Raw genomic sequence first — 25,489 nt, 5'->3', positions numbered from 1 at the left:
GGGGCCGGACGAACATCAACGGACCAGGTCCGCTTGGGGCACCCGAGTAAAGGATAGTCCCTGCAGCGCTACGTACCGACGTCGTCTGGCTGTTGAGACGTCGCTGCGGTTCAGGTGGTTATCCAGTACCGCAATTTGAACTTTGTCTCGCTTTCTTGGCCGAGAAGTGCTTCCGGAACGCCACCGTGGCTTTCGATCACGCGCCGGGAGGCAACGTTGTCGGCATCGCAGATGAGCAGCGCCTCACGGATCCCAAGGTTCCGGGCTTCGATCAATGCCAGGTCCAGGATCTGCCCTGCAAAGCCGTTCCTCCGGAATCTTGGGCGTACCGAGTATCCAATGTGACCCCCTACCAAGCGCAGTGAAGGATTGAGGTGATGGCGTATCGAGACCCGGCCCACCAGCTCGCCTCCCGCCACCGCAACCAGAAACGTTTCCGGAACATGATTCTCGGACAGATCGACGCCGTGAAGAAGCCGTTCCTTGCTTTCCAGAAAGTCGGCCCAGTCCATGCCTGGCTCATAACCATGGAGAAATTCAAAGCCTTCGCGGGCGAGTTCTTCATGAGCTCGCGCTGCCTCATGCACGTCCTGAAGTGTGAGCCGGCGAAGTTCCATGACAAGAGACACTAACGTCTATCCGTAGATCACTGCATGAAAGGACGTATCCACAACCAGGTAGTTCTCTGCTTAGGTCGTCCGGACCATCCGAATCGACCGCACGCCGTCTTCGGTTTTCACCGTCCCGTCGATGACAAATCCATTCCTTCGGTAGAAGGCTTGGGCGCGTGGGTTAGGGTCGGCGACCCATAGTTCAGCGGGTGCTGAGCACTCGATGACTGCGTTGAGGAGCGCCGCACCCACCCCCGAACCATGGAAGGCGGCATAGGTGTAGAGGAGGTGCAACTGCTGTAGCCCCTCGGCGTCGTCGAGGGAGGGCCCTGACATTGCAATGCCTATCAACGATCTCCGGCTGGTCCTTGGCGACGGCGGCCACAGCCCGAACCATGCAGGCGCATTGCTCCCTGACGCGCTCAGATGGATTTGGCGGTAATTCGCTGGCATCTGGCACAAGCATCTGTTAGAGCCCTGTAATCCGTTGGCTATGCTCGAAACGTGACTTCCGATACCGCTACGGCGCTGAACCCCCACCGGGTCCAGCGCCGTACAGTCTTAATTCTTAGCCTGGCCCAGCTGCTCAGCGGGATAGGCAGTGGCGCAAGCCTGTCCGTGGGCTCCCTCCTCGCCGTCCAGCTCTCCGGTTCTAACGCCTGGGCAGGTTCAGTCACCACCATTACTACCCTGGCGGCTGCGATTGCCGCCATGCCGCTGGCGGGCCTCGCCGAACGACGCGGCCGTCGGGTTGGGCTGGTATCTGGTGTGCTGTGCGGAATGCTGGGGGCAATTCTGGTAATCGTGGCAACGGTATCAGGGTTCTTTCCCATACTCCTGGCCGGAGCCGCCCTCCTGGGACTTGCCACCGCTGCAAACCTTCAGGCCAGATTTGCTGCGGTTGACCTGGCGGAACCCGAGCACCGGGGACGTTCCCTTGCCATTGTCGTCTGGGCTGTCACCGCCGGTGCGGTGGCCGGCCCCAATCTGATCAAGCCTGGCGCTGTAGTGGGGGAGGCGATGGGCCTGCCAGGCATCGTTGGACCCTTTGTTTTCTCGGCAGCGGGACTCGCGTTGGCGGCCGTCCTGCTCCTCATCGGCCTCCGCCCGGATCCACTGCTCCACGCCCTGGCCATCAGACAGGCAGCGGACGGAGTGGCGGATACAGCGACACGGGGTCCCCGTCGGGGCTCGCTTCGCAGGGGTCTGGCAGCCATCCGATCATCGCCACGGGCTGGTATGGCGTTGCTGGCCATCGTTGCAGCGCACGCCTGCATGGTCGCCGTCATGTCCATGACACCGCTGCATCTGCAACTGCTCAGCGAAGGACCACTTGCTTCCCAGAGTTCAGGTCACGTCCACACGGCCAGCACAGACGTCTTTGTGCTGATCGGCTTCACCATTTCTCTGCACATCGCAGGAATGTATGCGCTGTCTCCTGTGATGGGATGGCTCACTGATCGTTTTGGCATGGTTCCGACAATCGTCTTCGGGCACGGACTGATCCTCGCAGCGGCGTGCTGTGCAGGGTTTGGCGCCGGAGAGGCCATCAACGTCACAACAGGCTTGGTGCTCTTGGGACTAGGCTGGTCTGCCGCGACCATCGCCGGTTCCACGATGCTGGCGGAAAGTGTAAGTCTCGATCACCGGGTTCTGGTCCAAGGCGTCTCGGACATGCTGATGGGTGCTGCCGGAGCTGTTGGCGGCGGTTTCTCCGGCCTGGTCATGAGTTGGATCGGCTATCAGGGACTTAACCTTGTTGCTGTGGCTATTGCCGCCTTCGTGTTGGCCGTAATGTTGACGTCGAAAATGCGCAGTGGACGCGCTCAGCTCCTCGACGGCCAGCTGAGTTAACCGGGATGAGCGCTGTGTCTCCAGCAGCGTCCCAGCGTTGTCCCTAAAGCAGCTCCAGACTCAACCGGTCCATGTCCAGGAAACTTTTCCGGTGTCGACGGCGGTCCCGCCTAACGTTGCCCCGCTGGGTGACCGTTCTGTGCTGATAGCCAGCGTTGGAGGTCTGCCATGAGCGCGATGGGTGCGTCGAGCTGTATGAGGTGTCCGGCTCCGGGGACCATGGTCAGCGTACTTCCGGGGATGGCGGCTTGCAGACGGCCCGCCCGGTCGGCCGGGATCCAGGTGTCGTCTTCTCCCCAAATGATGTGGGTGGGAGCGTTGACGGAGGCCAGGTGTGGTTCGAGTTCGTCCGTGTAGCGCTGATCGGCTTGGGCGATCTGCCGGTAGAAGGCGGCTTTGCCCTCATCGTCTGTCCATGGAGCGGCAAGCAACTCGGCATCGTCAGGACGTAGTCCGCTGTGGCTCGCGCCAGCGATGTAGGAGTCCAGTGCTCCTCGATGAATGGCTGCTGGGAGTTGCGCGAAGACGTCAGAGTTCTCCTTGACCAAGGTGAAGAAGGGCGATCCCCAGGGCCGGAGTGCGACGAGGTCCACCAGGCACAATGATGCGAAAGCGTGCCCGTGGAGGAGATGTGCCCGAAGTGACACGGCACCGCCGTAGTCGTGGGCGACGACATGTGGCCGGTCCAGCTCCCAATGCGTCAGAAGTGATGAGAAGGCACTCCCCTGCACGCCGAGGTCGACCTCATGGTCAGGTGCCTTCGAGGATGCTCCGTAACCTGGCATGTCCCAGAGGTAGACGGTGAAGTCACGAGCGAGGGCATGGGCGAATGGAACCCACAATGCCGAGGACCAGGGTGTGCCGTGGCAGAAAACGAGCGGCGGGCCGTCCCCGGTTGTCCCCCAGGCGATCTCACGGCCGCGCCACTTGAATGTTCGGTCAAGTATCACTCGTCCATGGTTGCAGACTCGGTCGTTATTGACCCGGGAGACTTGGGAACGAAGGGGCGGGGAGGTATGACCGCGGCGGAGGTCATCGAGGGGGAATGGCGTAGGCGGGCTAAACTCGACAGACGGCTGAAGGAGAATCTTGGGGAAATTATCTTGGCGGAAATGCGGCACGTGCGGCCGCCGCATTTCCGAGCATGACCGCGATGTCCGTTTCCAACTCCCGGACCCAGTCCTCCACACTCCTGAACAACATCGAGTCGAAGGAGCGTGGCTCAGCCATAAGGACCCGAATACTTCAATAATGATGCAGATCCCCGAGATGGGCGCCTTTGTCCGGGCACTCTTGCCGGTGTCCCTTGCCGAAGGCCACAGTGTGCGGTTCGGTGTATGGGTGTCTGTGCATCCGGACGATGCGCAGAGGGCTGCTTCCGTTTGGTTGGAGCCGGAATACAAGGATCTGACACTGACCGGCTACTTAGCCAACAGGATCGAACCGTGGGGCCTTCTCGCTTCTCCCGTAGATCTTGCTGTGAGAAACGTAGATCACACACCCTATTGCGTGAGCAGCTCGAACATGGAGCTTGAAGAAGTGCTGACGAAATCCTGGCCCCACAGCATCCTTGCGTCGCTTCCCTAGCGCGGGTTTAAGCGACTTCCAGCATTCGTGGACGGGGAACCAGTAACCGGCATCCCGGGGAACATACCCGGGATGCCGGACGGAGCCCGCAAAATACCTAAACAGCAGCCTCGGCGAGCTTCTTCTCGCCTGAACGGGCACTGCGCTTACCATTGGCAGCCGGTGCGGCGCCGGCTCGTTCTTCCACGGCCTGGGCGGCAATGTAGAGACCCTCACGGTTCAGGTTTCGCGAGTAGGAGGAATCCAGGTACAGAGTGGGGAACGAGTCCACCGAGTTCATCTCGGTGGCCTTGGCCAGAAGTGCCGGGTACAGATGTGGCTTCACCGGACCTGCCCCGCCGCCGAAGACATACGCGACCTCCGTGGTCGCACCAACGACGGCCAGAACGCGGCCGAACCGCTCGGTAACTTCCTTGGCAAAGAACCGCATCTCTTCATCGACGAACTGAGCGACCTTGTCGTAGAAGTTACGCTTCAACGGCGACGCTCCGGCCTGCAGGTACTCGGCCAACTGCTTGCGGGAAGTGAAGCCATGCGAGAAGCCCTGGTCCTCCATCGCCTTGAGCGCGTCGTTAAGGACCGAACCGTAACCTCGGTTGTGCGTGGTCGAGGCGTCGGCGTTGAACTCTCCGGCGGTGAAGACCGGAAAATTCACTGTCCCTTCACCGACATCGATGCCGACAGTGTGCTCGGCTGCAAGCACGTCAGCAGATGTGATGCCCACCAGTGACAGGCCTCTGCGGCGGACATCAGCGAGCATGGCGTCCATCAACGGCTCACCCTTGGCAGTGATCGCATACTGAGCCGACGCACCCTCGGGGATCACTTGCACATCCACGAATTCAAGCTTCACGGTGACCGGGGTCTCGAAGTTATGCACGGTAACCGTATGCGTGCCGCTCGTGAATTCAGCTGCGTAGCTAGTGCGGTGTGAGATGTACTCGTTGATCGGCAGCGCAAGTGCTACCCGGGCCTCCACACTTATGGTTTCGATAGCCGGCGGCAATCCGCCGTGCTGACGCACGTAGTCACGCAGGGCCTTGGCGGCGAAAGCACCCATGACCAGAACCTTGCTCAGCTCCTGCTGGGCCTTGCTGCGACGGCCCACCACGTCGAACTCATCAAAGGCACCTTGGGCGCTCAGGGCACGCAGGCCGAAGAGCCTGCGGTGATGATTGCTGACCAGAGGGGAGATGAAGCTGACATCCAGCTCATTGTAGAAGTTGCCTTCCATCTTCGCTGGGGCTTCATTGTTTGGGGTCGGCAGAGCGTTCGGGCGGGTGATCGTTGACACGCCGCTTGGCAGGTCGATCTCGTCCACCTTGGCGGCACCTGATGCACCGGCGCCGCGGATGAGGCCTTTGACATAGCCGTTGCCAACGTCGATGCCACCGGTGAGATTGATCGAAATGGTCATGAATGTGATCCCTTCGTGGAGTGTTTTGTAGTTACTGGGTTGCCATACAAGAGAAAGTGCTGGGAGTTGTTACGGGTTAGCGCAGCATCGAGAAAATGTCGTTGACTTCAACGGCAGAAGGCTGCTCCGCTTCACGGCTGGTCGAGGAGGAAGTTTTGATGTCGTCCTGTTGTGGTGCAGGCTTCTGAACCAGTGTCGGGGCTGCCAGGGCGATGCCGAGGATCTCGGGTTCGGTCTTTGTCTGCTGGCTGAGATCCGGATCCTCAGAAGCGGCAGGTGTCGCCACCTGCTCAACCAACGCAGCCGGCGCCGCTGCCGTTTCTGCATTCCGCTGTGTCCGTGTCGATTCCTCTTCGGGACCAACAGGACGCTCCCGCGTGGGAAGCTGCGAAACTGGCCGGTTAACGACATCGACGTAGCCAAGGCGCTCGATGCTCTCACGGATCAGCATCCGAATAGACAGTGATGGGTTGTCCTGCAAATTCATCCACTCCAGCACAGCCTCATCGGCTGCGGGGACGCTCAAGCGGAATCGCTGCGGCGGCGGTTTCACAGTTGTTACAGCAGAAGTTTTTGCCGTTTTCTTAGCAGCGGCCTTCGCTTTTGGTGCTGCCACTTTGCTCTGAAGATTGGCCATGGACCCTCCCCCTCTCTTTCTCCGTTTAACAAAAGTTCATGACGAGACTCTGGCTAAACCCCAAGTTCGCGGCTATTAACCCACATATGACCCGTGTCCCGGTCAATTCTGGTCAGGAACAACCCAACCTTAGCCCGCAATTTATGGTGCAACTTACCCGTCACTGCAACTGATCCTTGCACCTCGGCGCAGCGGTTTCTTTTTTGTTGGTATCTGCCCGTAGAACTAATGTTGTCCACATGAGCGCAGAACGAAAAGCCAGCCGCCACGCCCAAGAATTTCGGTGGCACCAGATTAACCTCCAGTTACCGGAGACCGAAGCTGCTATTCGTGACCTCAGGGCCCTCAGGGAGGCGGTTGACCAGCTCCTCATCGAAGCTGTCATTCGAGCCCACGACGAAGGAATGAGCCCGGCAAGCCTTGCTGAATCGCTAGGATTTACCAAACATGTCGCGGCAGAGCGACCCTCCCCTGAAATCCTGAACCCTCCATTAGCACGTCCTTCTGGTCGCCGTGGCATTCATTTTGAGCCAATGCCCTAATTGAGTGGAAAACTACTGGAATTAGAACACTGCCTTTCATGGTGAGCTGGTCGCACGCGTCACGGCCGCAGGCGGGCGTGTTCTCGACGTTGGCTGCTGCGACGGCCTCCTACTCCAGTAGACAACGGTCGTTTTCCCACGGCGCCCCTCACACTGGCGTACGCTGGCGCAGTGAACACTGAGAGCCGGGTGCCGGTTGAGGAGCGCCTCTATGTGACGGCGCCAGGCGAGCAGTCCGACGTCGAGCCTATGCCGGCGGGCGATGTCACCGAAGGTGTGGTGCGGGTGGGCGCCACTATCCGCCGCCCCCATCAGCTGCAAAGCTTTGCCGTGGCTGACTACCTGGACTGGCTGGAGGATGCCGGCTTTGACGGCGCTCCACGGTTCCTGGGCAGGGACGCCGAGGGCCGGGACGTCCTGACCTTCCTTCAGGGGCAATGCGCCGGGGCGGAACCCGAAAGGTGGGTCCAATCGGAGCAGCTGCTGGCTTCGGTGGGCCGACTGACCCGCAGCCTTCACGAAGCCTCAAAGGGATTTGTCCCCGATGCGCATCCCTTCCCGCCTCGCCCTGTCAGGCAGGATCCGGCGGAACTCGTCTGCCACTTGGATGTCACACCCCAGAACATCGTGGTGCGCAAGGGTGTGGCCGTTGGCCTGGTGGATTTCGATCTCGCCGGCCCCAGCTTTGCTCTCAAGGACGCCTTCAATACAGCCATGCACTGGGTGCCGCTCCGCGACCCCGCAGACGCATGGCCCGGCTGGGAAGGAACTGATCCCTTCCGCCGCCTCCGGATTTTCGCCGACGCCTACGGCTGGACGGCTGAAGAACGACGGCGGGTTCCCGCCATGGGGATCGACGCCGTCAGGTTGTCATACGAGCGGATGGAACATAACGCCCGGATCCTGGGAGGCGGATGGAAGCGGATGTGGGATGACGGCGTCGGCGGCCTTATCGAGCGCCGTGCGCTCTGGCTGGATGCCCACAGCGAACGTTTGCTCAGTTCCCTGATTGACGGCTAAGCCACGAGAAGCCCAGCCGGAAAAGACCAATCCCTTGACTTTTTCCCGGTTCGGACGGTCAATGAAATTAGGTACGGCCGCAAAGGGGTTCCCATGGTTCATCCACATCCTTGGAGCCGGTTCGTTGCCTTGGGAGACTCTTTCACGGAAGGAGTCGGAGACCCGGAACCGGAAAGCCCCGGCGGCCTTAGAGGCTGGGCCGACCGTGTCGCAGAGGAACTTAGTGTTGACCACCCTGATTTCGCCTACGCAAACCTCGCGGTAAGAGGGCGGCTCCTTCAGCAGATCATCGACGAGCAGTTGGAACCGGCGTTGGCCCTGAATCCGGACCTGGTCACTCTCTCCGGGGGCGGGAACGATCTCGTCTTCCGCGCAAGCGACCCGGACCGCCTGGCGGAGAAACTTGACGAAGCGGTGGGCAAGCTGAGCGCGACTGGTGCGACGGTGGTGCTGTTCACCGGCCCTGATTGGGGCGCAACCCCTGTATTCGGACTGGTTCGTGGAAAGATTGCGATCTTCAACGAGCATTTGCGGGCCATTGCTGTGCGCCACGACAGTATCATCGTAGACCTGTGGGCCCTGCGGCAGTTGAGGGATCACAGCATGTGGGATCCTGACCGCCTGCACTTCTCCCCGCTGGGCCACCATACGATTGCCGCCATGGTCCTGGATACTCTGAACGTTCCGCATTCCCTCGAACCCCTGGAGCCCAAGCCGCTTCCCAAGAGCTCTTGGCGTGGAGCCAGGACGGAGGACCTCGTGTGGGCACGGGAATACCTCGCACCGTGGATTCTCCGACGCCTGCGCCACCGGACCTACGAGGAGCGGGCCGCTAAACGGCCTGAACCCGGTCCCGTCTTCGGCACCGCGATGCCGGAGCACACCTCATCGAGCGGCGGCTCCTGAACCCTTGCCTGACCCGGTTGCGCCAGAGGCAGGATCAGGACACTTTTGCGTCCGCGATCTCAAGGACCTCATCCAAAATGGAGAGTCCCCTGTTGGCGTCCTCCGCCGAAATGTTCAGCGGCGGGACAACGTGGATGCGGTTGAAGTTGGCGAACGGGAGCAGTCCGCGCGTCCGGCAGGCTGCAATAAGTTCGTTCATTTCAGGGCTTGAGGCGCCGTAGGGCGCCAGCGGCTCGCGGGTCTGGAGGTCCTTGACGAGTTCAATGGCCCAGAAGGCACCGGTACCACGCACCTCGCCTACTGACTGGTGCTTCTCCTGCAGCGCGGCAAGTCCCGGGCCGAAGACGTGGGCCCCCAATTTCGCCGCATTCTCGACGATGCCTTCATCCCTCATGGCGTTGATTGTGGCCACAGCCGCCGCCGTAGCAAGTGGGTGGCCAGAATATGTCAATCCGCCAGGGTACGCCCGCTGCCCGAAAGTGGCCACTATCTCCGGGGAAATGGCTACGCCGCCCAGCGGGACGTAGCCCGAGTTCACACCCTTCGCGAACGTCAAGAGGTCAGGAACCACGTCAAAATGGTCGATCGCGAACCATTTTCCTGAACGTCCGAAACCGCACATCACTTCGTCTGCGATGTAGATGATGCCGTATTTGGTGGCCAGTTCCCGGACGCCCTGCAGGTAGCCCGGCGGCGGCACCATGATCCCGGCCGTCCCGGGGATCGATTCAAGAATGACTGCCGCGATAGTCGTCGGCCCTTCAAGCTGGATCATTGTCTCCAGATGCTCCAGTGCGCGCTGCGTTTCTTCCTCCGGCGTCGACGAATGGAACTGCGTGCGGTAGAGGAACGGCGCATGGAAATGGACCGTCCCGGCGTTGCCGTAGTCATTGGGGATGCGGCGGGGGTCGCCGGTCACGTTTACGGCAAGGGCTGTTCCACCATGATAGGAACGGTAGGCAGAGAGCACTTTGTACTTCCCGGTGTGCAGCCTCGCCATGCGAATGGCATGTTCGACGGCGTCCGCCCCGCCGTTCGTGAAGAAAATCCTGTTGAGCTCCCCCGGGGTCAGCTCGGCGATGAGCCGTGCTGCTTCCGAACGGGCCTCGTTCACGAACTGGGGGGCAACGGTGCAGAGCTTGCCTGCCTGCTCCTGGATCGCGGCCACGACTTTCGGATGCTGGTGGCCGATGTTGGTGTTGACCAGCTGTGAAGAGAAGTCGAGAAGCCGGTTGCCGTCCCCGTCCCAGACGTAGGAACCTGCGGCTCGCGTGACCGTCATGGGAGTGAGGGTCTCCTGGGCTGACCACGAGTGGAAAACGTGCTTGCGGTCGAGCTCGTAGGCACGCCGTCCGGCCGCAAGTTCTTCCTCGGGTATCTGCTGTTCGGTGGTTGCAGTCATGGTTGTCTCCTCAAGGACGGCGTGGAACGCTCCAGTCACTCACTCTACGTCGTCGCCGGCAGCACCAAAGGGATACTCTTCCTCGTCAATGGGAACACTGAGAGCCTGTTCGGCCAGGTCCGCTTCCGAGGCCCCAGCTGCCGCCTCAAACGCATGCTCCGGCCTTCTCCCCTCATGACCCGGTACAGCTGAAACATGCTGCTCCAGATAGTCGGCTTCGGGAGCCTCGGACGGAATCTGCGGTGACGTACTTTTTTCGGCCGGCTCCTGGGATTCGTCCGGCAAAGCCGGCAGCTGCTGTTCGACGAGATCCGCCTCCGGCACGTCACGTGGTGACGTTGTGCCCCTGTTTTCGCTGTCCATGATTGGTCCCTTCTCGAGAGCGTCATCCACTCAGAGCGGCCCTCCCCTACGGGTCACGAGGACCTATTAAAAAGCTACACCCGGTGCCCATTCCGTGCCTCCAAGCAGCCGTAAGGGACTATTGACAAGGGTTAGAATAAGCCATAGCGTAAGCCCGTTGCTCCGCAAAATAAACCGCAGAGCTTGGACTTTACGAAGGGAAAGCAATGAAGCTTCTTGAAACCAACGTGTCCCGCCGCAATGTGCTGGCCGGCCTTGGCGCCACCACCCTCGGTGTCATCACCCTCACCGCCTGCGGCTCAAGCGGTTCCAGTACTGCCTCGGGCGGGGCCAAGAACTTCGTGATGACTGTGTGGGGCGGGGATCCGGACAAGGCTGCCTACCAGACCCGCCTCGACCTGGCGAAGGCGAAGTTCCCGGACTACAAGATCACGCTTCAGATCATCCCCAACAAGGACTACGCCCAAAAGGTCCAAACCATGATCTCCGGCGGCACGGGCCCGGACATCATGCAGGTGGCCGAGGACGCGAATGCCTACAGCTCCAAGAACCAGCTCCTTGCCCTTGATGAGTACATCTCCTCCTCCAAGCTGGACCTGAATGCGACCTTCGGTGCCGTGGCCGAAAACTGGAAGTACAAGGACAAGACCTACGCTGTCCCTGACCGCGCCGGCGCAATGATCCTCTACTACAACAGAGGTGAGTTCGAAAAGAAGGGCCTGGCCATTCCCACCGGCGACTGGACCTGGGACGATCTCCTCTCCACCGCGAAGGAGCTGACGGGCGACGGAGTCTACGGCTACGGCGGAACCGAATGGTGGCCCATCTGGATGTCCTTTGCCTACCAGAACGGCGGCAAGATCATCGACCCGGATAGCGGACGTCCCACTGTGGACACACCGGAGGTCATTGAAGCCCTGCAGTTCTGCCAGGACCTGATTTACAAGCACAAGGTGGTCCCGTCCAAGGTTGACTACGCCAACATGGGTGCCGGAGTAGGCGGGGACGCTGCGTTCGCTTCCGGCAAAGTGATGATGAACAGTACCGGCTTCTGGAACATCGGCAGCCTCGCCAAGCAGGACAAGATCAGCTGGGACGTTGCGCAGATCTGGCATGGCAAAGAGAAAGCCATTTCCGCCTTCGGCTCAGGACTGGCGATCTCCCGCAGCAGCAAGAACCCCGCAGATGCCTTCAAGATCATTGAGTTCATGACCTCCGCTGAAGGCCAGAAGCCAATCCTGGACCTTGGCCAGGACGTTCCCGCCCGCCAGGACCTGCAGAACAGCCCCGAATTCCTTAAGCCTTCCTGGCTGAAGGCTGACGTGAACATGGAAGTGTTCCCGGAGTCGACGCCGTCGATCTTCAAGCCGCCGTTCATCCCTGAGTGGAACGAAATGCAGAAGGCGATCACCGACGCCACCGCAGACTTCTGGCTCGGTAAGAGCGACGCCGCAGCCACTGCCGCGGATCTCCAGAAGCGCCTCGGTTCCATCGTCAAGACCCAGGCCTAATCCGGACCGCCATGACCACCCTGCAGCAAAAGAACCCGGCTCCGGCCCGCCCGCCGGAGCCGGCAGTCACCGGGATACCAGTCAAGCCCCGTCCCAGCAAAATGAGGCGCAAGGAAGCCCGGTTCTTCTGGCTTTTCATATCGCCGTGGATCTTCGGTTTTGTGGTCTTCCTCCTTGGCCCCATGCTGGCCTCCGTCTACCTCTCCTTCACCGACTGGGACTCCTTCACGGACCCCACCTGGGTGGGTTTCGGGAACTACGTGAAGCTCATCACCGAGGACACCGTCTTCCACAAGGCGCTCTGGAACACCCTCTACTTCGCGTTCTTCTCGGTGCCGCTCGGCATGGGCATCGCCCTGTGGCTCGCCGCGTTGCTGAACAAGAAGATGAAGGCGCGGAAGATCTTCCGCACACTGGTCTACTTGCCGCACCTGGTGCCGATTGTTGCCGTTGCCCTGATCTTCCAGATGATCCTGGCTCCGGACGCAGGGCCCCTCAACCGGGTCCTCGCGATGTTCGGGGTGGATGGCCCGGCGTGGCTCTTCGATTCAGAGTGGGTCAAGCCGGCCATCATCCTGCTCTCCCTATGGCAGGCCGGCGGGGCAACGGTTCTGCTGCTCGCCGGGATGAAGGGCATCCCCCAGGAGTTCTACGAGGCTGCGGAAATCGACGGCGCGTCATCGCTCAGGCAGTTCTGGAGCATCACGTTCCCGCAGCTGACTCCCATCATCTTCTTCAACCTGATCATGGGGATCATCGGCGCGTTCCAGGTCTTCGCCCAGGTGTACATCCTGACTCAGGGCGGACCGGACAACGCCAGCCAGATGCTGGTTCCACTGCTCTTCACCGAGGCATTCCGGAACTACCACATGGGGTACGCGTCAGCCATCTCGTGGCTGCTGTTCCTGATGGTCATGGCCCTGACGATTCTCGCTTTCTCGACGTCGCGCAAATGGGTTTTCTACGAGACGGAGGTCAAGAACTGATGGCTGAGCTCAAGGTGTACCAGAGCACCGCCTTTACCTACGCGGGGCTGATGGTTGCTTCCGCGGTGTTCTTCGCTCCCCTGGTCTTTGTGGTTTCCATCGCCCTCAGCAGCGACCAGACGGTGGGCACCGGGGCGTTCTCGTTGTTCCCCACCGAGTTCCGGTGGGAGAACTTCGTGCGGATTTTCCAGACGCAGCAGCCGGTGGGGAACTTTGTGGTGAACTCGGTGATCATCTCGGTGTTGTCCGCCGTCGGGCAGGTTTTCTCCTCGGCCCTGGTGGGCTATGCCTTCGCCCGGCTCCGGGCGAAAGGCAAGAACATCACCTTTATGATCATGCTCGCCACCATGATGATCCCCGCCCAGATCACCATGATTCCGCAGTTCATCCTGTTCAAGGAGCTCGGCTGGATCAACACGTTCCTGCCGCTGATCATCCCCAACTTCTTCGGCAACGCCTACAACATCTTCCTCATCCGGCAGTTCGTTTCGAGGCTGCCAGTGGAAATGGACGAGGCCGCGATGGTGGATGGCCTGGGATACTTCGGCATCTTCCGACGGATCGTCCTGCCAATGATGATGCCGGTTCTGATCGCCATCGCCATCTTCACGCTCACCTGGACCTGGGGCGATTTCATGGGTCCGCTGATCTACCTCAATGAGGACACCAAAATGCCGTTGGCCCTCGGCGTGCAGTTACTCACCAGTACCAGCCAGGAGCTTCAGACCCCACCCTGGAACCTAGTGATGGTGGGAACCGTGTTCCTGTCGCTGCCGATGATCATCATTTACTACTTTGGTCAGAAGTACATGTATGAAATGAATATCTCAACGGGCAGTGCAGGCGTTAAGTAGTCATGGACAGCACCTCCGGAATCCCGCCCGCGGGAGGCTCTGGCCTCATCCGAACGCAGAAACAGGACATGAAAAAGAGAACGTCCAAGGACATCCGGAATGAGAGCCGCTTCGCCTTGCTGCGCGGGCTGTATTCCCTCCACACCGCCACCCGGCAGGAACTGGCGGCCGCCACGGGGCTCAGTTTCGCCACCATCGCCAACATCGTCGGCGAGCTTGTCGACGTCGGCGTTTTGGTGGAGGCGGGCCGGGAGGATTCCGGAGGCGGACGGCCTGTAACAAGGCTCAGGATTTCGCCAGACCGCGGCGCCCTGGTGGGGGTGGACATCGCGGAAACGTACATCCATGTGGATATTTACGATCTGGCCCTCGACGTCATCGGCCAGGCCGAGAGTGACCTGCCCATCGACGAGAACGACCCCTCGTCGCTGGCCAGGCGGGTCGCAGGCCTCGTTGAGCAGGCGGCGGCAGCGGCAGGCATTCCCCGGGAAGGAATTCTGCGGGTGGGCGTCAGCCTCCCGGGCCAGGTTGATCCCCAGCGCGGCGTCTCCGTATTTGCCCCCAACTGGGATTGGCATGAGGTCCGGATCCAGTCGCTTCTTTCGGAAGCGATCGGACTGCCGGTCGACGTCGACAATCCCCTCCGCGCTATCGCCATCGCTGAATTGTGGTTTGGTGCGGGACGCCTGGTGGACAACGTGGCAACGGTGAACCTGGGCACGGGCGTAGGCGCGGGTCTCGCCGTCGGCGGTGATCTGGTTCGGGGAACCAGCAACACAGCCGGCGAATGGGGCCACACAACCCTGATCTTTGGCGGACGGCTGTGCCGTTGCGGACGCCATGGCTGTGTGGAGGCGTACCTCGGTGTGCCCGGGCTCCAGATGACCATGGCTGAGGTCAATGCTTCCCATGACCTGCTGACCGGGGACCGCCAGCGGGAGTTTGTGTCCGACGTCGCCAAGGGCCTGGCCGAGGGAGATCCTGACTGCATCGAACTGCTGGAGGTGACGGGCCGTTACTTCGCCGCCGCCTTGGGAAACCTGATCAACTTCATCAATCCGGACCACGTGAGTGTCCTGGGATGGACCGCCAAAGTCCTTGGTCCCGAACTGCTCAAGGTCACCGCAAAACACCTGCCGAATGAGGTGCTCCCTAGTGCAGGGGCTGCCGTCCGCGTGGAACTGTCCACGGTGCCTGGAAACTCAGTCACCCTGGGCATGGCCACTTTTGCCCTCGAGGGATTCCTGGAGCAGGTGGGGTTGCCCAGCCGCGGGCCCACCAACAGGTTGATGGCATCCCGCAAACGATCGCCGGAGGTTGCTGGCGCATGAACCGCCCTTTCCTGGACCTGCCCGAGCGGGACTATGAGCTCTCCCCCCACACCGGCCTCACCCGTGAACACTGGGCAGGCTACGCCGACTTTCTCCTCCGCTCAGTCCATCAGCACGCCTCGGAAAGCCATGCGAACATCTACCTCCCCGGGCCTGCGAGCGCCTTCGGACGTTCCAGCGATTCGCTGGAAGCGTTCGCCCGGACTTTCCTCCTGGCGTCTTTCCGCATCGCCGGGGATCCCGAGAACGCGGCTTGGCTCGCTGACTGGTATGCCGCCGGGTTCGACGCCGGAACTGACCCGGCCTCCCCTGAACGGTGGCCAAGGCCTGACGAGCTGGGGCAGGCCAAGGTGGAGGCCGCTTCCCTGGCCGTAGGGCTTGCCCTCACCAGGGAACACCTTTGGGACAAGCTTCCGCAGCGGGTCCAGGAACAGACGATCGCCTGGTTCGAAACGGTGATCGGCGGAGATTACCCGCCCATCAACTGGGTCTGGTTCCAGATCGTGGTGGAGACCTTCCTTTCCAGTGTCGGCGGCCGTTCCTCTCAGGAGGACATCGACGCTGGCCTTGCCATCCATGACTCCCTGTACAAGGGCGGGGGCTGGTTCGCGGACGGCCCCGAACGCGCCTACGACCATTACGTAGGCTGGGCGTTCCAGGTCTACCCGCAGGTGTGGGCGCTGATGGCGCCCGATGATCCGCGCGTGATTGCCCGCAAGGCCATGGATGCTGAGCGCCTTGTTCAATTCCTCGACGACGCCGCCCACCTGGTAGGCGCCAACGGTGCCCCGCTCATCCAGGGGCGCAGCCTGATTTACCGCTTCGCCGCTGCAGCACCCTTTTGGGCAGGAGAGCTGGCCGGAAACACCGGGCTTGCTCCAGGGCTGAGCCGGCGTGCGGCCTCCGGGATGCTGGATTACTTTGTCCGCAACGGTGGGATCGATTCCAACGGCCTTCTGTCAGTCGGCTGGCATGGCGAATACCCCGGCATGAAGCAGAGCTACTCGGGGGCAGGCTCACCGTACTGGGCGTCCAAGGGAATGATGGGCCTGGCCCTCCCGGCAAATCACCAGGTGTGGAACGCCGTCGAGGAACCCTTGCCCGTGGAGGCCGGAAACACGCACCGGATTATCGCGGCACCGGGCTGGAACGTCAGCGGTACGGTGGCGGACGGGGTGGTCCGCGCCGCCAACCACGGCACCGATCACGCCAATCAGGGGGATGCCACCACCGACTCCGCCCTCTATGCCCGCCTTGGTTACTCCACCCACAGCTTCCCGGACCTCTCCTCCGAATCTCCGGACAACGCCGTCGTCCTGGCGGATGCGACGGGCCGGCTGACGCACCGTACGGGGTTTGAAGCCCTGGGCACGCGTGACTCCGGGGTGGCCCTCATTGGCGCCTCGAGCTGGAACGCCAACTGGATTACTCCGCCTGCGGATCCCGGACGGGACCATGGCAGCGGGTTCCGTGGGGAGGTTACGGCCGGCCCCGAAGTAACTGTGGTGTCAGTTTTCTGCCGAGCCGCGGAGGTAAGGATCGTACGGCTGCGTGGTACTGCTGCCTCTTCCCCAGCAAAGCTGATGATGGGCGGCTGGCCGCTCGCGCCGTCGTCGGACCTGACTAGCGTTGTCCGTCCCCTGCCAGGCTTCGCGGCTCCAGTGGACGCGGAGCTCGAAACCGGAACGTTTGTGCGGGATACACCGCAACCTATGGGCGACGGACTCCGGATTCCCTGGCTGGGAACTGTTGGTCCGGCGGTCGACGGACTCTACGCAGCCGTGGTCGCCTTTGGCGGCGACGGGACCCTGACTGATGCCGTTCGCTGTGTTTGGCAAAGCGGAACGGACGACGACGGCGCCCGCCTTGAACTCGCCCGCCTTGAGTTCGGTGACGGCACCGTAGTCCCACTCCATGAATTTGCCGATCTCCTGGCACCCTAAAACTTCTAAAAGGAATGAACATGTCTACTTTTGCTGTTGGCGCGCAGGACTTCCTGCTCGACGGCGAACCGTTCCGGGTGCTCTCCGGCGCCATCCACTACTTCCGGGTGCACCCCGATCTCTGGGCAGACCGCATCCATAAAGCGCGGCTCATGGGCCTGAACACCGTGGAGACCTACGTTCCCTGGAACGAGCATTCTCCCCGGCCCGGCGAGTTCCTGACCGAGGGGCAGCTGGATCTGGGCCGCTTCCTGGACCTGGTGGCGGCCGAGGGTATGAAGGCCATCGTCCGGCCCGGCCCGTTCATTTGCGCCGAGTGGGACAACGGCGGGCTGCCGGCCTGGCTTTTCCGCGACCCCACGGTGGGAATCCGGACCAGCGAGCCCGGCTACCTTGCCGCCGTCGACGCCTTCTTCAGGGCCTTGCTCCCTGCCGTCGTCGACCGGCAGATTTCCCGTGGCGGCCCCGTGATCATGCTGCAGATCGAAAATGAGTACGGGGCTTATGGCAACGACAAGGCCTATCTTCAGCACCTGGTGGATCTGGTGAAAGGCGGGGGCCTGGACGTTCCGCTGTTCAGTTGTGACCAGCCTGCGGGAACCATGATCGAGGACGGGTCGCTTCCGGAGCTCCTGAAGACGGCAACGTTCGGTTCCCGGGCGTCGGAGCGTCTGGCCACCCTGCGGAAGCACCAGCCCACCGGCCCGCTCATGTGCGCGGAGTTCTGGAACGGATGGTTCGACAATTGGGGCACGCACCACCACCGGACCGACGCCGCTGCTGCCGCCGCCGAGCTGGACACACTCCTGGCTTCCGGGGCGTCCGTCAACATCTACATGTTCCATGGGGGGACCAACTTCGGCTTCACCAACGGCTCCAACGACAAAGGCATCTACGAGCCCACCATCACGTCGTACGACTATGACGCCCCGCTGAGCGAGGACGGTTTTCCCACCGCCAAGTACTTCGCGTTCCGGGATGTCATCGCCAAACACTTCCCGGTGCCGGAGGAGATTCCGGCTGTGCGTGCTGGTGCTGCGGCCAGTTCCGTTTCAGTGACGGACTCGATGGCCTTGCTGGACGTCTTGGAGATGCTCGGCTCGCCTCTTTCGGTTGACGGCCCGGCTCCGACCACTGAAGACGCCGAACACTACCGCGGGTTCTCCGTGTACACGGCAGCGGTGACTCGTGGTGGCGTACTTTCCGTGGCCGAAGTGCGGGACCGTGCGCAGGTGTTCCTGGATGGACGGTCTGTTGGTGTGCTCAGCCGGGACCACGGCGAGCGCGCCATCAGTCTGCCCGCCGGGGGTCTGCTTCAGGTGCTCGTGGAGGACCAGGGGCGCGTCAATTACGGCAAGCGGATCGGTGAGGTCAAGGGCCTGATCGCCCCTGTAACGCTCGACGGCGTGGAGCTGCTGGAGTGGGAAATCCGGCCTTTGGATTTCACCGAGGTTGGTTCCCTGCGGGCGGCGGCTGTGCCAGTGGGTAGGTTAGCGGACGCGGGTGTCGCGGGCCCGTCCGTTTCCTTTGCGGACTTTGACGCTGATGGCCCCGAAGACCGGTACCTCCGGCTGGACGGCTGGACGAAGGGAAACGCGTTCATCAACGGCTTCAACCTTGGCCGCTACTGGAGTCGGGGGCCACAACGGACGCTGTACATCCCGGCACCGCTGATCCACCCCGGGCGCAATGAGCTGGCCATCCTCGAACTGCACGGAAGCGCCACAGGGAAGGTGCAGTTCGTTACCGCCCCGGACCTGGGCCCGGACGAAAAATAAGCCCGCCCCTAGTGGTGACGCGTCGGCGTATGACGTGGAGCAAGTACAGGCCTCTCTGACAGGTAGAAGAACAAGTACCGGCTACGCGTGACACTTTACGGAGGCCGATCGTAGGCTCGACTACACGCGGGGCACCGTCCTGGCAACGAAAACGGAACCTGACGTCAAACCGTTATATCGAGGCGAGGCTGATGTCCATTTCCGATTCAAACTCCACAAGGCGCGCTGAAGAGCTCCCTGGCATTCAGCCCCCGAGCCGCCGCCCCTACGGTCAGCTGAATTCCAACTCCGAAGGCCAAATGATGTTCCAGCCAAATAGACGACTATCAGCCCTCTCTTCCGCTTTCACCCTGCTCTTGGCGATCTCGACTGTGGCGTCGTGCGCGGCACCGGATGCCGGGGGGGCGCGGGCCACCTCTACGAGTACCTCGGAGCCGGCGTCGCCGTCGCCGACAGTGACGTCTGAGGCCCCATTACTGTGTGGGCCAGGGTCTGCGATCAACTTCGACAAGACCGCCTTCCAAAACTCTTCGACGATCGACAATAAGTGGTTTCCACTGAAGCCCGGCACTGAGTACACGACGACCGGCGAAGTCGTCAGTGCCGACGACACCACCGAGCGGAAGGTAACACACACCGTGACCGGCTTGACCAAGGTCATTGACGGAGTGAAAACCCAGGTGATGTGGGACCGCGACTACCAAGACGGAGTGCTCGTAGAATCCGAGTTGGCCTTCTTCGCCCAGGATAATTCTGGAACGGTTTGGCTTTTCGGTGAGTATCCCGAGGAGTTCGAGAACGATAAATTCATAGGGGCACCCAATACTTTCATCCACGGAATTTCCGGGAGCCAGGCTGGAATCGCCATGCAGGCCGAACCCAAGGTGAAAACGCCGGAATATGTCCAGGCCCACGCACCTTCAGTTAACTTCCTGGACTGCGGGGCCGTCTTGGAGCACGACGTGGCGCTATGTGTCCCCACCGGCTGCTACGGAGACGTGATGGTGATAGATGAACACAACCCGCTGGAACCAGCTGTTGGCCACCAACGCAAGCACTATTCAGCCGGGACGGGGCTCGTGAAAGTGACCGCTGTGAGCGGCGCAGACCAGGAAACCCTGGACCTCGTCAAAATTGAACAGTTCACCGATGCCCAGCTGGCCGAGGCCAATGACCAGGCACTCAAGCTTGACCAGCACGGATATGAGGTCAGCAAAGATGTCTACGCCAAGACAGCTCCCGCCGAAGTTACCACGACGACTTCGGGCGGCTGAACAAATAGGAAGAAGCAGCGGGAGCCGTAGTGGCGGCTGTACTGGCTAGGCAGGGCTTCCCCGCTGCATACTTTGGACGCCTCGTCGACCGGAAATTGATCGGAATCTGCGACGACTGTTAGATCCGTGATGAAGCTGCACAAAGCCTTTCCCACTCCTGCGGAAACGCTGCCTAAATCTGCTCACGTGCGGGGGCATGATTAATCCAACAGTCAGGAAACCCCACGGAAAATGAAAGCGGAGGCCCTCCGGTGGCAACAAAAGCAGACAAGGCGAATTACCGTTACAGCGACTTCTACTGCTTTATGTCCCTCTCGGACTTCACAGCCTACGTCTCCCGCGATGACGTTGACGGCGAGGACTTCTTCTCCATCAGCACGAGCAGGCTGGCCGCGTAAGACACTCCATCGATAGGCCAGGCCAGGCGAGTCAGCCCTCCTGCAGCGCCGCCTTGAACGAGAAGGCTGCGTTGCTCCACACCACGAAAAGCAGCGGCGCCGGCGCCAGGGCCGTTCCCAGAACCGGCTGGGTCAGCGCCGCAACTGCGACGATGCCCAGCAGCGCCAACGCCGCCAGACTGAGGTACCAGCGCTTAATAGCGAGATAGAGCGCAGCCTTGGCGAGGCTTTTGAGCCTGGCCTGGGGAAGCAGCACCATTCCGCCGATCATCAGCACGCTGATGCACACCACAAGAGCGGCCGCCGTCACTGTCAGGGGAACCAGGACAGCGGCTCCCGGCATCGACTGCAGGATCACCAGGTCAAAAACCAGAAACGCCAAAAGTACGACGGCGGCCACGCCCACCGGGGCGGCTCGGCTTAAGGACTGCTTGTAACCCCTCAGGAAGGCAGCCACCGGCCTGACGGCCGGCCCGTCCTCCTCAGCCAGAGCATAAAAGGCACTGAAAGCGCCGGCCAGAGAGGGCCCCACCGTAACGGCGAGCGCGAGGAAGAAAGGCCACGCTCCCACCGGATCGCCCACAAAGGACAAGAAGAAGACGAGGGGTGCGTTGGCCGCCGCGAGCAGGAAGTTCACGGCCAGGAACGTGTAGACAAAGCCGAAGATACTGCCGAAGGTTTCGAAGCCCGGACCTGCCCACTTCCGACTCAGCGGCTGCATGGCGTGCTGGCGCACTGTGCTCATCCCTTCATACCGCTCGTTGCGATTCCCTGGATGAAGTAACGCTGCCCCACCAGGAAGATGATCAGGATCGGAACCACCGAAATCACTGAACCGGTCATGATCATGGCAAACTCGGCGTCGAACTGGCCCACAAAGGAACGCAAGCCCAACTGCACAGTCCACAGCCGGTTGCTCGTCAGGTAGATGAACGGCCCCATGTAGTCGTTCCACGTGTTCACGAACGTCAGCAGGGCAAGGCTGGCAAGGGCGGGCTTGGACAGCGGCAAGATGACCCTGGCCCAGATTCCATACTCGCTCAGGCCATCGATCCGGGCAGCCTCACACAGCTCGTCGGGGATGGTCATGTAGTACTGCCGCATGAGGAACACCCCGAATGCGCCGAACGCCTGCAGCAGGATCAGCGCATTGAAACTGTTGGTCAGCCCCAACTGCTGCATCATGATGTACTGCGGCACCATGTAGGCCTGCCACGGCACAGCGATGGTTCCGATGTAGCCGAGGAACAGCACGTCGCGTCCCGGGAAGCGCACCTTGGAGAAACCATAGGCCGCCAAGGAACCCGTGAGGACCTGCAGGATGGTGATGATCACGGACAGGTAGAGCGAGTTCTGCAGGTACCCCATCATGGGAATCCGCGTCCAGATGTCCGAATAGTTGCTCCAGACGAACTCCTCAGGGATCCACTGGATAGGGACCGTGAACACCTGGTTGTTCTCCTTCAGCGAGGAGGACACCATCCAGATAAAGGGAACCATCAGGGCGGCCACGAGGACCACGAGCACCGCGTAGACGATGACGTTGAGGGTGCGCGCCTTTTGCTCCCGCGGACTCCGCCTGCGGAATTCATCGCGGGCAGAGACGTCGTTTGCGGCGCCCGGTACGGCCTCAGCTTTGAGGTCTTGGGTCAGGTTGGTCATCAGCGTTCCCTCCGCTGCTGGATCTTGAACTGCAACACCGTCACCGTCAGGACGATGAGGAAGAGGACGAGGGAGACGGCAGATGAGTATCCGAACTTACCTTCGCCGATTCCTTCCTGGTAGATGAGCTGGGACAGAACCGTTGTTGCCCGCCCTGGTCCGCCGTTGGTCATGACCACAATGAGGTCGAACACCTTGAAGCTGGAGACGGTCAGCATTACCACCACAAAGAACGTGGTGGGCCGCAGCGAGGGAACGGTGACGTTCCAAAAGCGCTGCCAGGGGCTGGCCCCGTCCACCTCTGCTGCCTCGTATAGCTCCGTGGGGATCGCCTGAAGGCCGGCTAAGTACAGGATCATGTAGTAGCCCATGTCACGCCACACGCTGGTGATGATGACCGCGGGCATTGCCCAGTCGGAACTTGACGTCCAGCCTGGCGGGTTGGCCACTCCCACGAACTGCAGGAACTGATTGATAGGGCCATCAGTGGGGCTGAACAGCATGTTCCAGACGACGGCGACAGCTACCAGCGAGGTGATGTACGGGAAGAAGATGGCAACCCGGAAGAAGCCGATGCCTTTGAGCTTTCGGTTCAGCAGCATGGCAAGCCCCAGCGCCAGCACCAGGGTCAGCGGCACGTGGCCCACCGCGTAGATGACGGTGTTGCGGAGCGCGATCCAGAACGAATCGCTCCCGAGCATCCGTTCGAAGTTTTCCAGCCCTACCCATTTCGGGGCAGAGAACGAGGTCCATTCCATGAACGCCAAGGCGAACGCCGCCAGGACCGGAATTAGGGTAAAGGCAAGGAAACCCAGGAAGTTCGGAAGGATGAAGGTCCAGCCGATGAGTGTGTTCCGCCGCGCCTGTTTCCGGTTCCCGCGATTGAGGTTGTTCCCTCGCTTCGGGTCAGGGCCGACGGCAGGTGCCCGGAGTCGTGTTTCGGTAGTCATAATGGGGGCCCGGCGTCAGCCAGGCGTTCCTCCGTTCAGGGTCCGTAACCGGGGGCCGCGTGTGTGGCGCGGCCCCCGGCGTGACGTTTTACTTAAGGACTTCGTCCTTGACTCGCTTCCCCATTTCGACGATGCCGTCGTCGACGGAACGTTCACCGGCCATGATGAGCTCGTGCTCTTGGGTCAGGATCTTATCCGTTGGTGCGGACTTGTCGCTGACGGGCATCTCAAGGGCGGTCTTGTCCGGGGCGAAGGCCTCCTTGGACAGTTCATCGGAGGGCAGGCCCTTGAGCTTGAAGTACTCCTCGGTGATTTCGGCGGTCTGCAGGGCCGGAACCACGCCGATTTTGGCGATGGCCTTGGCGCCCTCCACACCTGCGGCCCACTCGATGAACTTTTTTGCTTCGTCTGAGTGCTGGGCGTTCTTGTTCACGGCAAAGGCGGTGGGAGACCCGAAAGTGGTGATGTCCCCGCCCTTTGATTTCTGCGGAAGCTGGGCGAAGCCCCAGTTGACGTTGGTCTTGCCGTCCTTCAGGGCGGCGGCAAAGCTCGAAATGTACCAGGACCCCATGGGCATCATGGCAGTCTGCCCGGTCTCAAACATGGTGCGGTAGCTGGTCTTCTGGCTCTTGGCCGTACCAAAGTCCATCAACGCCCCGCTCTTCTGCAGGTCCAGCGTCATGTCGTACTGGTCCTTGAAGAAGGGATAGTCACCTCCGATCTGGTCGCCGTCGTTCTGAGCGGCTGCAACGGCCTGCACCAGCGAGCGCCAGGTGTGCTGGTACGTGCCGTAGACCTTCTTGCCGTCCGCAGCCGTCCCGGTCAGTTTCTTGGCGAGCTCGGCATACTCATCCCAGGTGATGTTGTTCGGCTCTTCGAGTCCCGCTGCCTTGAACAGGTCCTTGTTGTAGTAGAGCAGCCAGAAGTCCTGGCGGTAGGGGGCAGCGAAGTACTTCCCCTCCAGGTCAAAGGCATCAAGGCCGGCCAGGTTTTCCTTGTCCAGCTTGTCCACAACGCCATTGATCTCCTGGAGCTGGCCGTTGCTGGCATAGCGTGAGTAGTCGATGACATTCTTCATGGTGAGGACATCGGTGGTGTCGCCGCCGGCGAGCATGGTGGTGACTTTTTGGGGGTAGTCATCAGCCAGGATGTCCACGGGTTCGATGTCCACGTTCGGGTTGGCTGCCTCGTAGGCATCAAACAATGCTTTGAACTCGGGCGTGCCCTCATAGTTCCAGACGGACACGCTGAGGGTGGTCTTGCCTTCTGCTGCGGGCTTCTCTGCGGGGCCGGCAGCGCCTGCGCAGCCGGTGAGCCCGAGTCCTGCAGCGGCAGCCAGGGCAATCGCTGCGAGAGTGGTGCGCTTCATTGCGTTTCTCCTTGTCGAGGGGGAGGTGGAACTTGATGGTTGGAGGTGTAGATGGTTTTCTCGCCTACGCGCTGACGCTCAGGTCCTCGGCGGATACCTCTGCGAGCAGGTCCTTACCCGCGAGGTAGCGTTCAAGTTCGTCCAGGGCGGTATCGGACATTCTGCGGGTTTCCGTACCGAGGGATCCTGCGATGTGAGGCGTCAGGACCACATTGGGAAGGTCGTAGAGTACTGAACCGGCCGGCAGCGGTTCGGGTTCAGTGACGTCGAGGATGGCGTGGATCCGGCCGTCGGAGCACGCGGCCTCAAGCGCTGCCGTGTCCACGAGGGATCCCCGCGCGGTGTTGATCAATGTGGCGTTGTCCCGGAGCAGGGCCAACTGGAGTGCGCCGATCATGTGCCGGGTCTGCGGCAAGGCCGGGGCATGGATGCTCACGATGTCCGACTGCCCCAGGAGCTGGTCAAGCCCCACGAGCTTTCCCCCTGCTGCGGCCACCGCCGCAGGGTCGGCATAGGGATCCGCGACCAGGCAGGTGACGTCCTGCAGCTGCTGGACCAGCTTCACCACCCTCCGGCCGATGCGGGAGAATCCGACAATGCCGATGGTGCGGCCGATGTTTCCTAACTCCCCGCGGGCCGACGCATAGGACCAGTCGTCGCGGCCGATCCTTGCATCGTTGGCGAGGACCTGGGCCTTCTTTCCAGCCAGCACGATGGAGGCAAACGTGAATTCAGCAACAGGAATGGCATTGGCATCTGCTCCGTTGGTGACCAGAATGCCCCGGTCCCACAGTTCATCGCTCACGAACGAACGAACCGTTCCGGCGCAGTGGAACACAGCGCGCAGGAGCGGCATGCTGTCCAGCCGCGCAGCATCCAGCCTGGGTACTCCCCAGCTGGTAATCAGGATTTCAACTTCGGCCAAACGGGCGCTGAGCCCAGCCTCGTCCAGCGACTCCGTCCAGGCCGGATCCTCCAGCTGAACCAGTTGCGCAAGGCGGTTCATCCGCGAGGCGTCGAACTGATCATCCAGAGTTCCGCGGTTCATGAGCAGCAGGGCCTTGGGCTTGCGCGTCATTCTTCGGGCCTCCTTT

General features: G+C 61.4%; 25 protein-coding genes. 12 read left to right on the top strand and 13 right to left on the bottom strand.

Annotated elements, in window-relative coordinates:
* Nucleotides 1-110: 110 nt before the first annotated feature.
* Together M1D88_RS00650 and M1D88_RS00645 are read right to left on the bottom strand one after the other, a co-directional pair.
* Nucleotides 111-629 (bottom strand): GNAT family N-acetyltransferase, encoded by a 519-nt coding sequence (locus tag M1D88_RS00650; protein WP_458112708.1) that lies wholly within the window; start codon nt 627-629, stop codon nt 111-113.
* A 60-nt stretch (nt 630-689) separates the two neighbouring features.
* Entirely contained in the window at nt 690-947 is a 258-nt protein-coding gene (locus tag M1D88_RS00645) for a GNAT family N-acetyltransferase (protein WP_458112707.1), read from the bottom strand.
* A 168-nt stretch (nt 948-1,115) separates the two neighbouring features.
* Between M1D88_RS00645 and M1D88_RS00640 the strand changes: the two genes are divergently transcribed.
* Nucleotides 1,116-2,465 (top strand): MFS transporter, encoded by a 1,350-nt coding sequence (locus M1D88_RS00640; RefSeq protein ID WP_458112706.1) that lies wholly within the window; start codon nt 1,116-1,118, stop codon nt 2,463-2,465.
* A 110-nt stretch (nt 2,466-2,575) separates the two neighbouring features.
* On the opposite strand, the gene M1D88_RS00635 is transcribed toward M1D88_RS00640, so the two are convergent.
* Nucleotides 2,576-3,415 carry an alpha/beta fold hydrolase gene (locus tag M1D88_RS00635; RefSeq protein ID WP_458112705.1) on the bottom strand — a complete coding sequence of 280 codons (840 nt, stop codon included), beginning with the start codon at nt 3,413-3,415 and terminating at the stop codon, nt 2,576-2,578.
* A 139-nt stretch (nt 3,416-3,554) separates the two neighbouring features.
* On the opposite strand from M1D88_RS00635, the gene M1D88_RS00630 reads away from it, so the two are divergent.
* Nucleotides 3,555-4,052: a DUF2199 domain-containing protein gene (locus M1D88_RS00630; RefSeq protein WP_458112704.1), complete on the top strand. Its 498-nt coding sequence runs from the start codon at nt 3,555-3,557 to the stop codon at nt 4,050-4,052.
* Nucleotides 4,053-4,149: 97 nt separating this feature from the next.
* On the opposite strand, the gene M1D88_RS00625 is transcribed toward M1D88_RS00630, so the two are convergent.
* Both M1D88_RS00625 and M1D88_RS00620 read right to left on the bottom strand, forming a co-directional pair.
* Entirely contained in the window at nt 4,150-5,469 is a 1,320-nt protein-coding gene (locus M1D88_RS00625; RefSeq protein WP_458112703.1) for a ParM/StbA family protein, read from the bottom strand.
* A gap of 76 nt (nt 5,470-5,545) precedes the next feature.
* Entirely contained in the window at nt 5,546-6,106 is a 561-nt protein-coding gene (locus M1D88_RS00620; protein ID WP_458112702.1) for a hypothetical protein, read from the bottom strand.
* Nucleotides 6,107-6,819: 713 nt separating this feature from the next.
* Between M1D88_RS00620 and M1D88_RS00615 the strand changes: the two genes are divergently transcribed.
* Together M1D88_RS00615 and M1D88_RS00610 are read left to right on the top strand one after the other, a co-directional pair.
* The gene (locus M1D88_RS00615; RefSeq protein ID WP_458112701.1) at nt 6,820-7,668 is read left to right on the top strand and encodes a phosphotransferase; all 849 of its coding nucleotides are present in this window, start codon (nt 6,820-6,822) and stop codon (nt 7,666-7,668) included.
* A 93-nt stretch (nt 7,669-7,761) separates the two neighbouring features.
* A complete protein-coding gene (locus M1D88_RS00610) occupies nt 7,762-8,574 on the top strand; it encodes an SGNH/GDSL hydrolase family protein (protein WP_458112700.1) in 813 nt (270 codons plus the stop codon).
* A 34-nt stretch (nt 8,575-8,608) separates the two neighbouring features.
* On the opposite strand, the gene M1D88_RS00605 is transcribed toward M1D88_RS00610, so the two are convergent.
* Nucleotides 8,609-9,976: an aminotransferase class III-fold pyridoxal phosphate-dependent enzyme gene (locus M1D88_RS00605; RefSeq protein WP_458112699.1), complete on the bottom strand. Its 1,368-nt coding sequence runs from the start codon at nt 9,974-9,976 to the stop codon at nt 8,609-8,611.
* Between the two features lie 39 nt (nt 9,977-10,015).
* On the bottom strand, nt 10,016-10,339 hold the full coding sequence (locus M1D88_RS00600; protein ID WP_458112698.1) for a hypothetical protein: 324 nt from the start codon (nt 10,337-10,339) through the stop codon (nt 10,016-10,018).
* A 206-nt stretch (nt 10,340-10,545) separates the two neighbouring features.
* On the opposite strand from M1D88_RS00600, the gene M1D88_RS00595 reads away from it, so the two are divergent.
* The 6 genes from M1D88_RS00595 (at nt 10,546) to M1D88_RS00570 (ending at nt 18,742) form a co-directional block, all read left to right on the top strand.
* Complete coding sequence (locus M1D88_RS00595; RefSeq protein WP_458112697.1) at nt 10,546-11,850, top strand: ABC transporter substrate-binding protein; 1,305 nt, start codon at nt 10,546-10,548, stop codon at nt 11,848-11,850.
* An 11-nt stretch (nt 11,851-11,861) separates the two neighbouring features.
* Entirely contained in the window at nt 11,862-12,836 is a 975-nt protein-coding gene (locus tag M1D88_RS00590; RefSeq protein WP_458112696.1) for a carbohydrate ABC transporter permease, read from the top strand.
* Complete coding sequence (locus M1D88_RS00585; protein WP_247041417.1) at nt 12,836-13,690, top strand: carbohydrate ABC transporter permease; 855 nt, start codon at nt 12,836-12,838, stop codon at nt 13,688-13,690. Before M1D88_RS00590 ends, M1D88_RS00585 begins: the two co-directional genes overlap by 1 nt.
* Before the next feature lie 68 nt (nt 13,691-13,758).
* A complete protein-coding gene (locus tag M1D88_RS00580; RefSeq protein WP_458112695.1) occupies nt 13,759-15,021 on the top strand; it encodes an ROK family protein in 1,263 nt (420 codons plus the stop codon).
* Nucleotides 15,018-16,964: a DUF2264 domain-containing protein gene (locus M1D88_RS00575; RefSeq protein ID WP_458112694.1), complete on the top strand. Its 1,947-nt coding sequence runs from the start codon at nt 15,018-15,020 to the stop codon at nt 16,962-16,964. Before M1D88_RS00580 ends, M1D88_RS00575 begins: the two co-directional genes overlap by 4 nt.
* 20 nt (nt 16,965-16,984) lie before the next feature.
* On the top strand, nt 16,985-18,742 hold the full coding sequence (locus tag M1D88_RS00570) for a glycoside hydrolase family 35 protein (protein ID WP_458112693.1): 1,758 nt from the start codon (nt 16,985-16,987) through the stop codon (nt 18,740-18,742).
* A gap of 271 nt (nt 18,743-19,013) precedes the next feature.
* Here M1D88_RS00570 and M1D88_RS00565 read toward each other — a convergent pair whose 3' ends face one another.
* Nucleotides 19,014-19,253, bottom strand: a complete 240-nt coding sequence (locus M1D88_RS00565) for a hypothetical protein (RefSeq protein WP_458112692.1) — start codon at nt 19,251-19,253, stop codon at nt 19,014-19,016.
* A gap of 127 nt (nt 19,254-19,380) precedes the next feature.
* Here M1D88_RS00565 and M1D88_RS00560 point away from each other — a divergent pair, with 127 nt between their 5' ends.
* Both M1D88_RS00560 and M1D88_RS00555 read left to right on the top strand, forming a co-directional pair.
* A complete protein-coding gene (locus M1D88_RS00560) occupies nt 19,381-20,016 on the top strand; it encodes a hypothetical protein (RefSeq protein ID WP_458112691.1) in 636 nt (211 codons plus the stop codon).
* Between the two features lie 251 nt (nt 20,017-20,267).
* The gene (locus tag M1D88_RS00555) at nt 20,268-20,414 is read left to right on the top strand and encodes a hypothetical protein (protein ID WP_458112690.1); all 147 of its coding nucleotides are present in this window, start codon (nt 20,268-20,270) and stop codon (nt 20,412-20,414) included.
* A 31-nt stretch (nt 20,415-20,445) separates the two neighbouring features.
* Here the strand turns inward: M1D88_RS00555 and M1D88_RS00550 are convergent, their stop codons facing one another.
* From M1D88_RS00550 to M1D88_RS00530, 5 genes are all read right to left on the bottom strand, one after another.
* Complete coding sequence (locus M1D88_RS00550) at nt 20,446-21,159, bottom strand: hypothetical protein (RefSeq protein ID WP_458112689.1); 714 nt, start codon at nt 21,157-21,159, stop codon at nt 20,446-20,448.
* Complete coding sequence (locus M1D88_RS00545; protein ID WP_458112688.1) at nt 21,156-22,076, bottom strand: carbohydrate ABC transporter permease; 921 nt, start codon at nt 22,074-22,076, stop codon at nt 21,156-21,158. The genes M1D88_RS00550 and M1D88_RS00545 overlap by 4 nt, the downstream gene beginning before the upstream one ends.
* Nucleotides 22,076-23,026 (bottom strand): carbohydrate ABC transporter permease, encoded by a 951-nt coding sequence (locus M1D88_RS00540; RefSeq protein ID WP_458112687.1) that lies wholly within the window; start codon nt 23,024-23,026, stop codon nt 22,076-22,078. The genes M1D88_RS00545 and M1D88_RS00540 overlap by 1 nt, the downstream gene beginning before the upstream one ends.
* 88 nt (nt 23,027-23,114) lie before the next feature.
* Nucleotides 23,115-24,395 (bottom strand): ABC transporter substrate-binding protein, encoded by a 1,281-nt coding sequence (locus M1D88_RS00535; protein ID WP_458112686.1) that lies wholly within the window; start codon nt 24,393-24,395, stop codon nt 23,115-23,117.
* Between the two features lie 64 nt (nt 24,396-24,459).
* The gene (locus M1D88_RS00530; protein WP_458112685.1) at nt 24,460-25,473 is read right to left on the bottom strand and encodes a hydroxyacid dehydrogenase; all 1,014 of its coding nucleotides are present in this window, start codon (nt 25,471-25,473) and stop codon (nt 24,460-24,462) included.
* Nucleotides 25,474-25,489: the final 16 nt, after the last annotated feature.

Source organism: Arthrobacter sp. R1-13 (genome assembly GCF_054161475.1).
Note: the sequence above shows the minus strand (reverse complement) of the source record. Positions and strands in the feature narration are given on the sequence as shown.

Excerpts from the sequence above, each read along its gene's own strand:
- M1D88_RS00605 (WP_458112699.1), bottom strand. The coding sequence starts at position 9,976 with ATGACTGCAACCACCGAACAGCAGATACCCGAGGAAGAACTTGCGGCC.
- M1D88_RS00600 (WP_458112698.1), bottom strand. The coding sequence starts at position 10,339 with ATGGACAGCGAAAACAGGGGCACAACGTCACCACGTGACGTGCCGGAG.
- M1D88_RS00545 (WP_458112688.1), bottom strand. The coding sequence starts at position 22,076 with ATGACCAACCTGACCCAAGACCTCAAAGCTGAGGCCGTACCGGGCGCC.
- M1D88_RS00585 (WP_247041417.1), top strand. The coding sequence starts at position 12,836 with ATGGCTGAGCTCAAGGTGTACCAGAGCACCGCCTTTACCTACGCGGGG.
- M1D88_RS00540 (WP_458112687.1), bottom strand. The coding sequence starts at position 23,026 with ATGACTACCGAAACACGACTCCGGGCACCTGCCGTCGGCCCTGACCCG.
- M1D88_RS00625 (WP_458112703.1), bottom strand. The coding sequence starts at position 5,469 with ATGACCATTTCGATCAATCTCACCGGTGGCATCGACGTTGGCAACGGC.
- M1D88_RS00590 (WP_458112696.1), top strand. The coding sequence starts at position 11,862 with ATGACCACCCTGCAGCAAAAGAACCCGGCTCCGGCCCGCCCGCCGGAG.
- M1D88_RS00645 (WP_458112707.1), bottom strand. The coding sequence starts at position 947 with ATGTCAGGGCCCTCCCTCGACGACGCCGAGGGGCTACAGCAGTTGCAC.
- M1D88_RS00570 (WP_458112693.1), top strand. The coding sequence starts at position 16,985 with ATGTCTACTTTTGCTGTTGGCGCGCAGGACTTCCTGCTCGACGGCGAA.
- M1D88_RS00535 (WP_458112686.1), bottom strand. The coding sequence starts at position 24,395 with ATGAAGCGCACCACTCTCGCAGCGATTGCCCTGGCTGCCGCTGCAGGA.
- M1D88_RS00575 (WP_458112694.1), top strand. The coding sequence starts at position 15,018 with ATGAACCGCCCTTTCCTGGACCTGCCCGAGCGGGACTATGAGCTCTCC.
- M1D88_RS00595 (WP_458112697.1), top strand. The coding sequence starts at position 10,546 with ATGAAGCTTCTTGAAACCAACGTGTCCCGCCGCAATGTGCTGGCCGGC.
- M1D88_RS00530 (WP_458112685.1), bottom strand. The coding sequence starts at position 25,473 with ATGACGCGCAAGCCCAAGGCCCTGCTGCTCATGAACCGCGGAACTCTG.
- M1D88_RS00550 (WP_458112689.1), bottom strand. The coding sequence starts at position 21,159 with ATGAGCACAGTGCGCCAGCACGCCATGCAGCCGCTGAGTCGGAAGTGG.
- M1D88_RS00620 (WP_458112702.1), bottom strand. The coding sequence starts at position 6,106 with ATGGCCAATCTTCAGAGCAAAGTGGCAGCACCAAAAGCGAAGGCCGCT.
- M1D88_RS00610 (WP_458112700.1), top strand. The coding sequence starts at position 7,762 with ATGGTTCATCCACATCCTTGGAGCCGGTTCGTTGCCTTGGGAGACTCT.
- M1D88_RS00580 (WP_458112695.1), top strand. The coding sequence starts at position 13,759 with ATGAAAAAGAGAACGTCCAAGGACATCCGGAATGAGAGCCGCTTCGCC.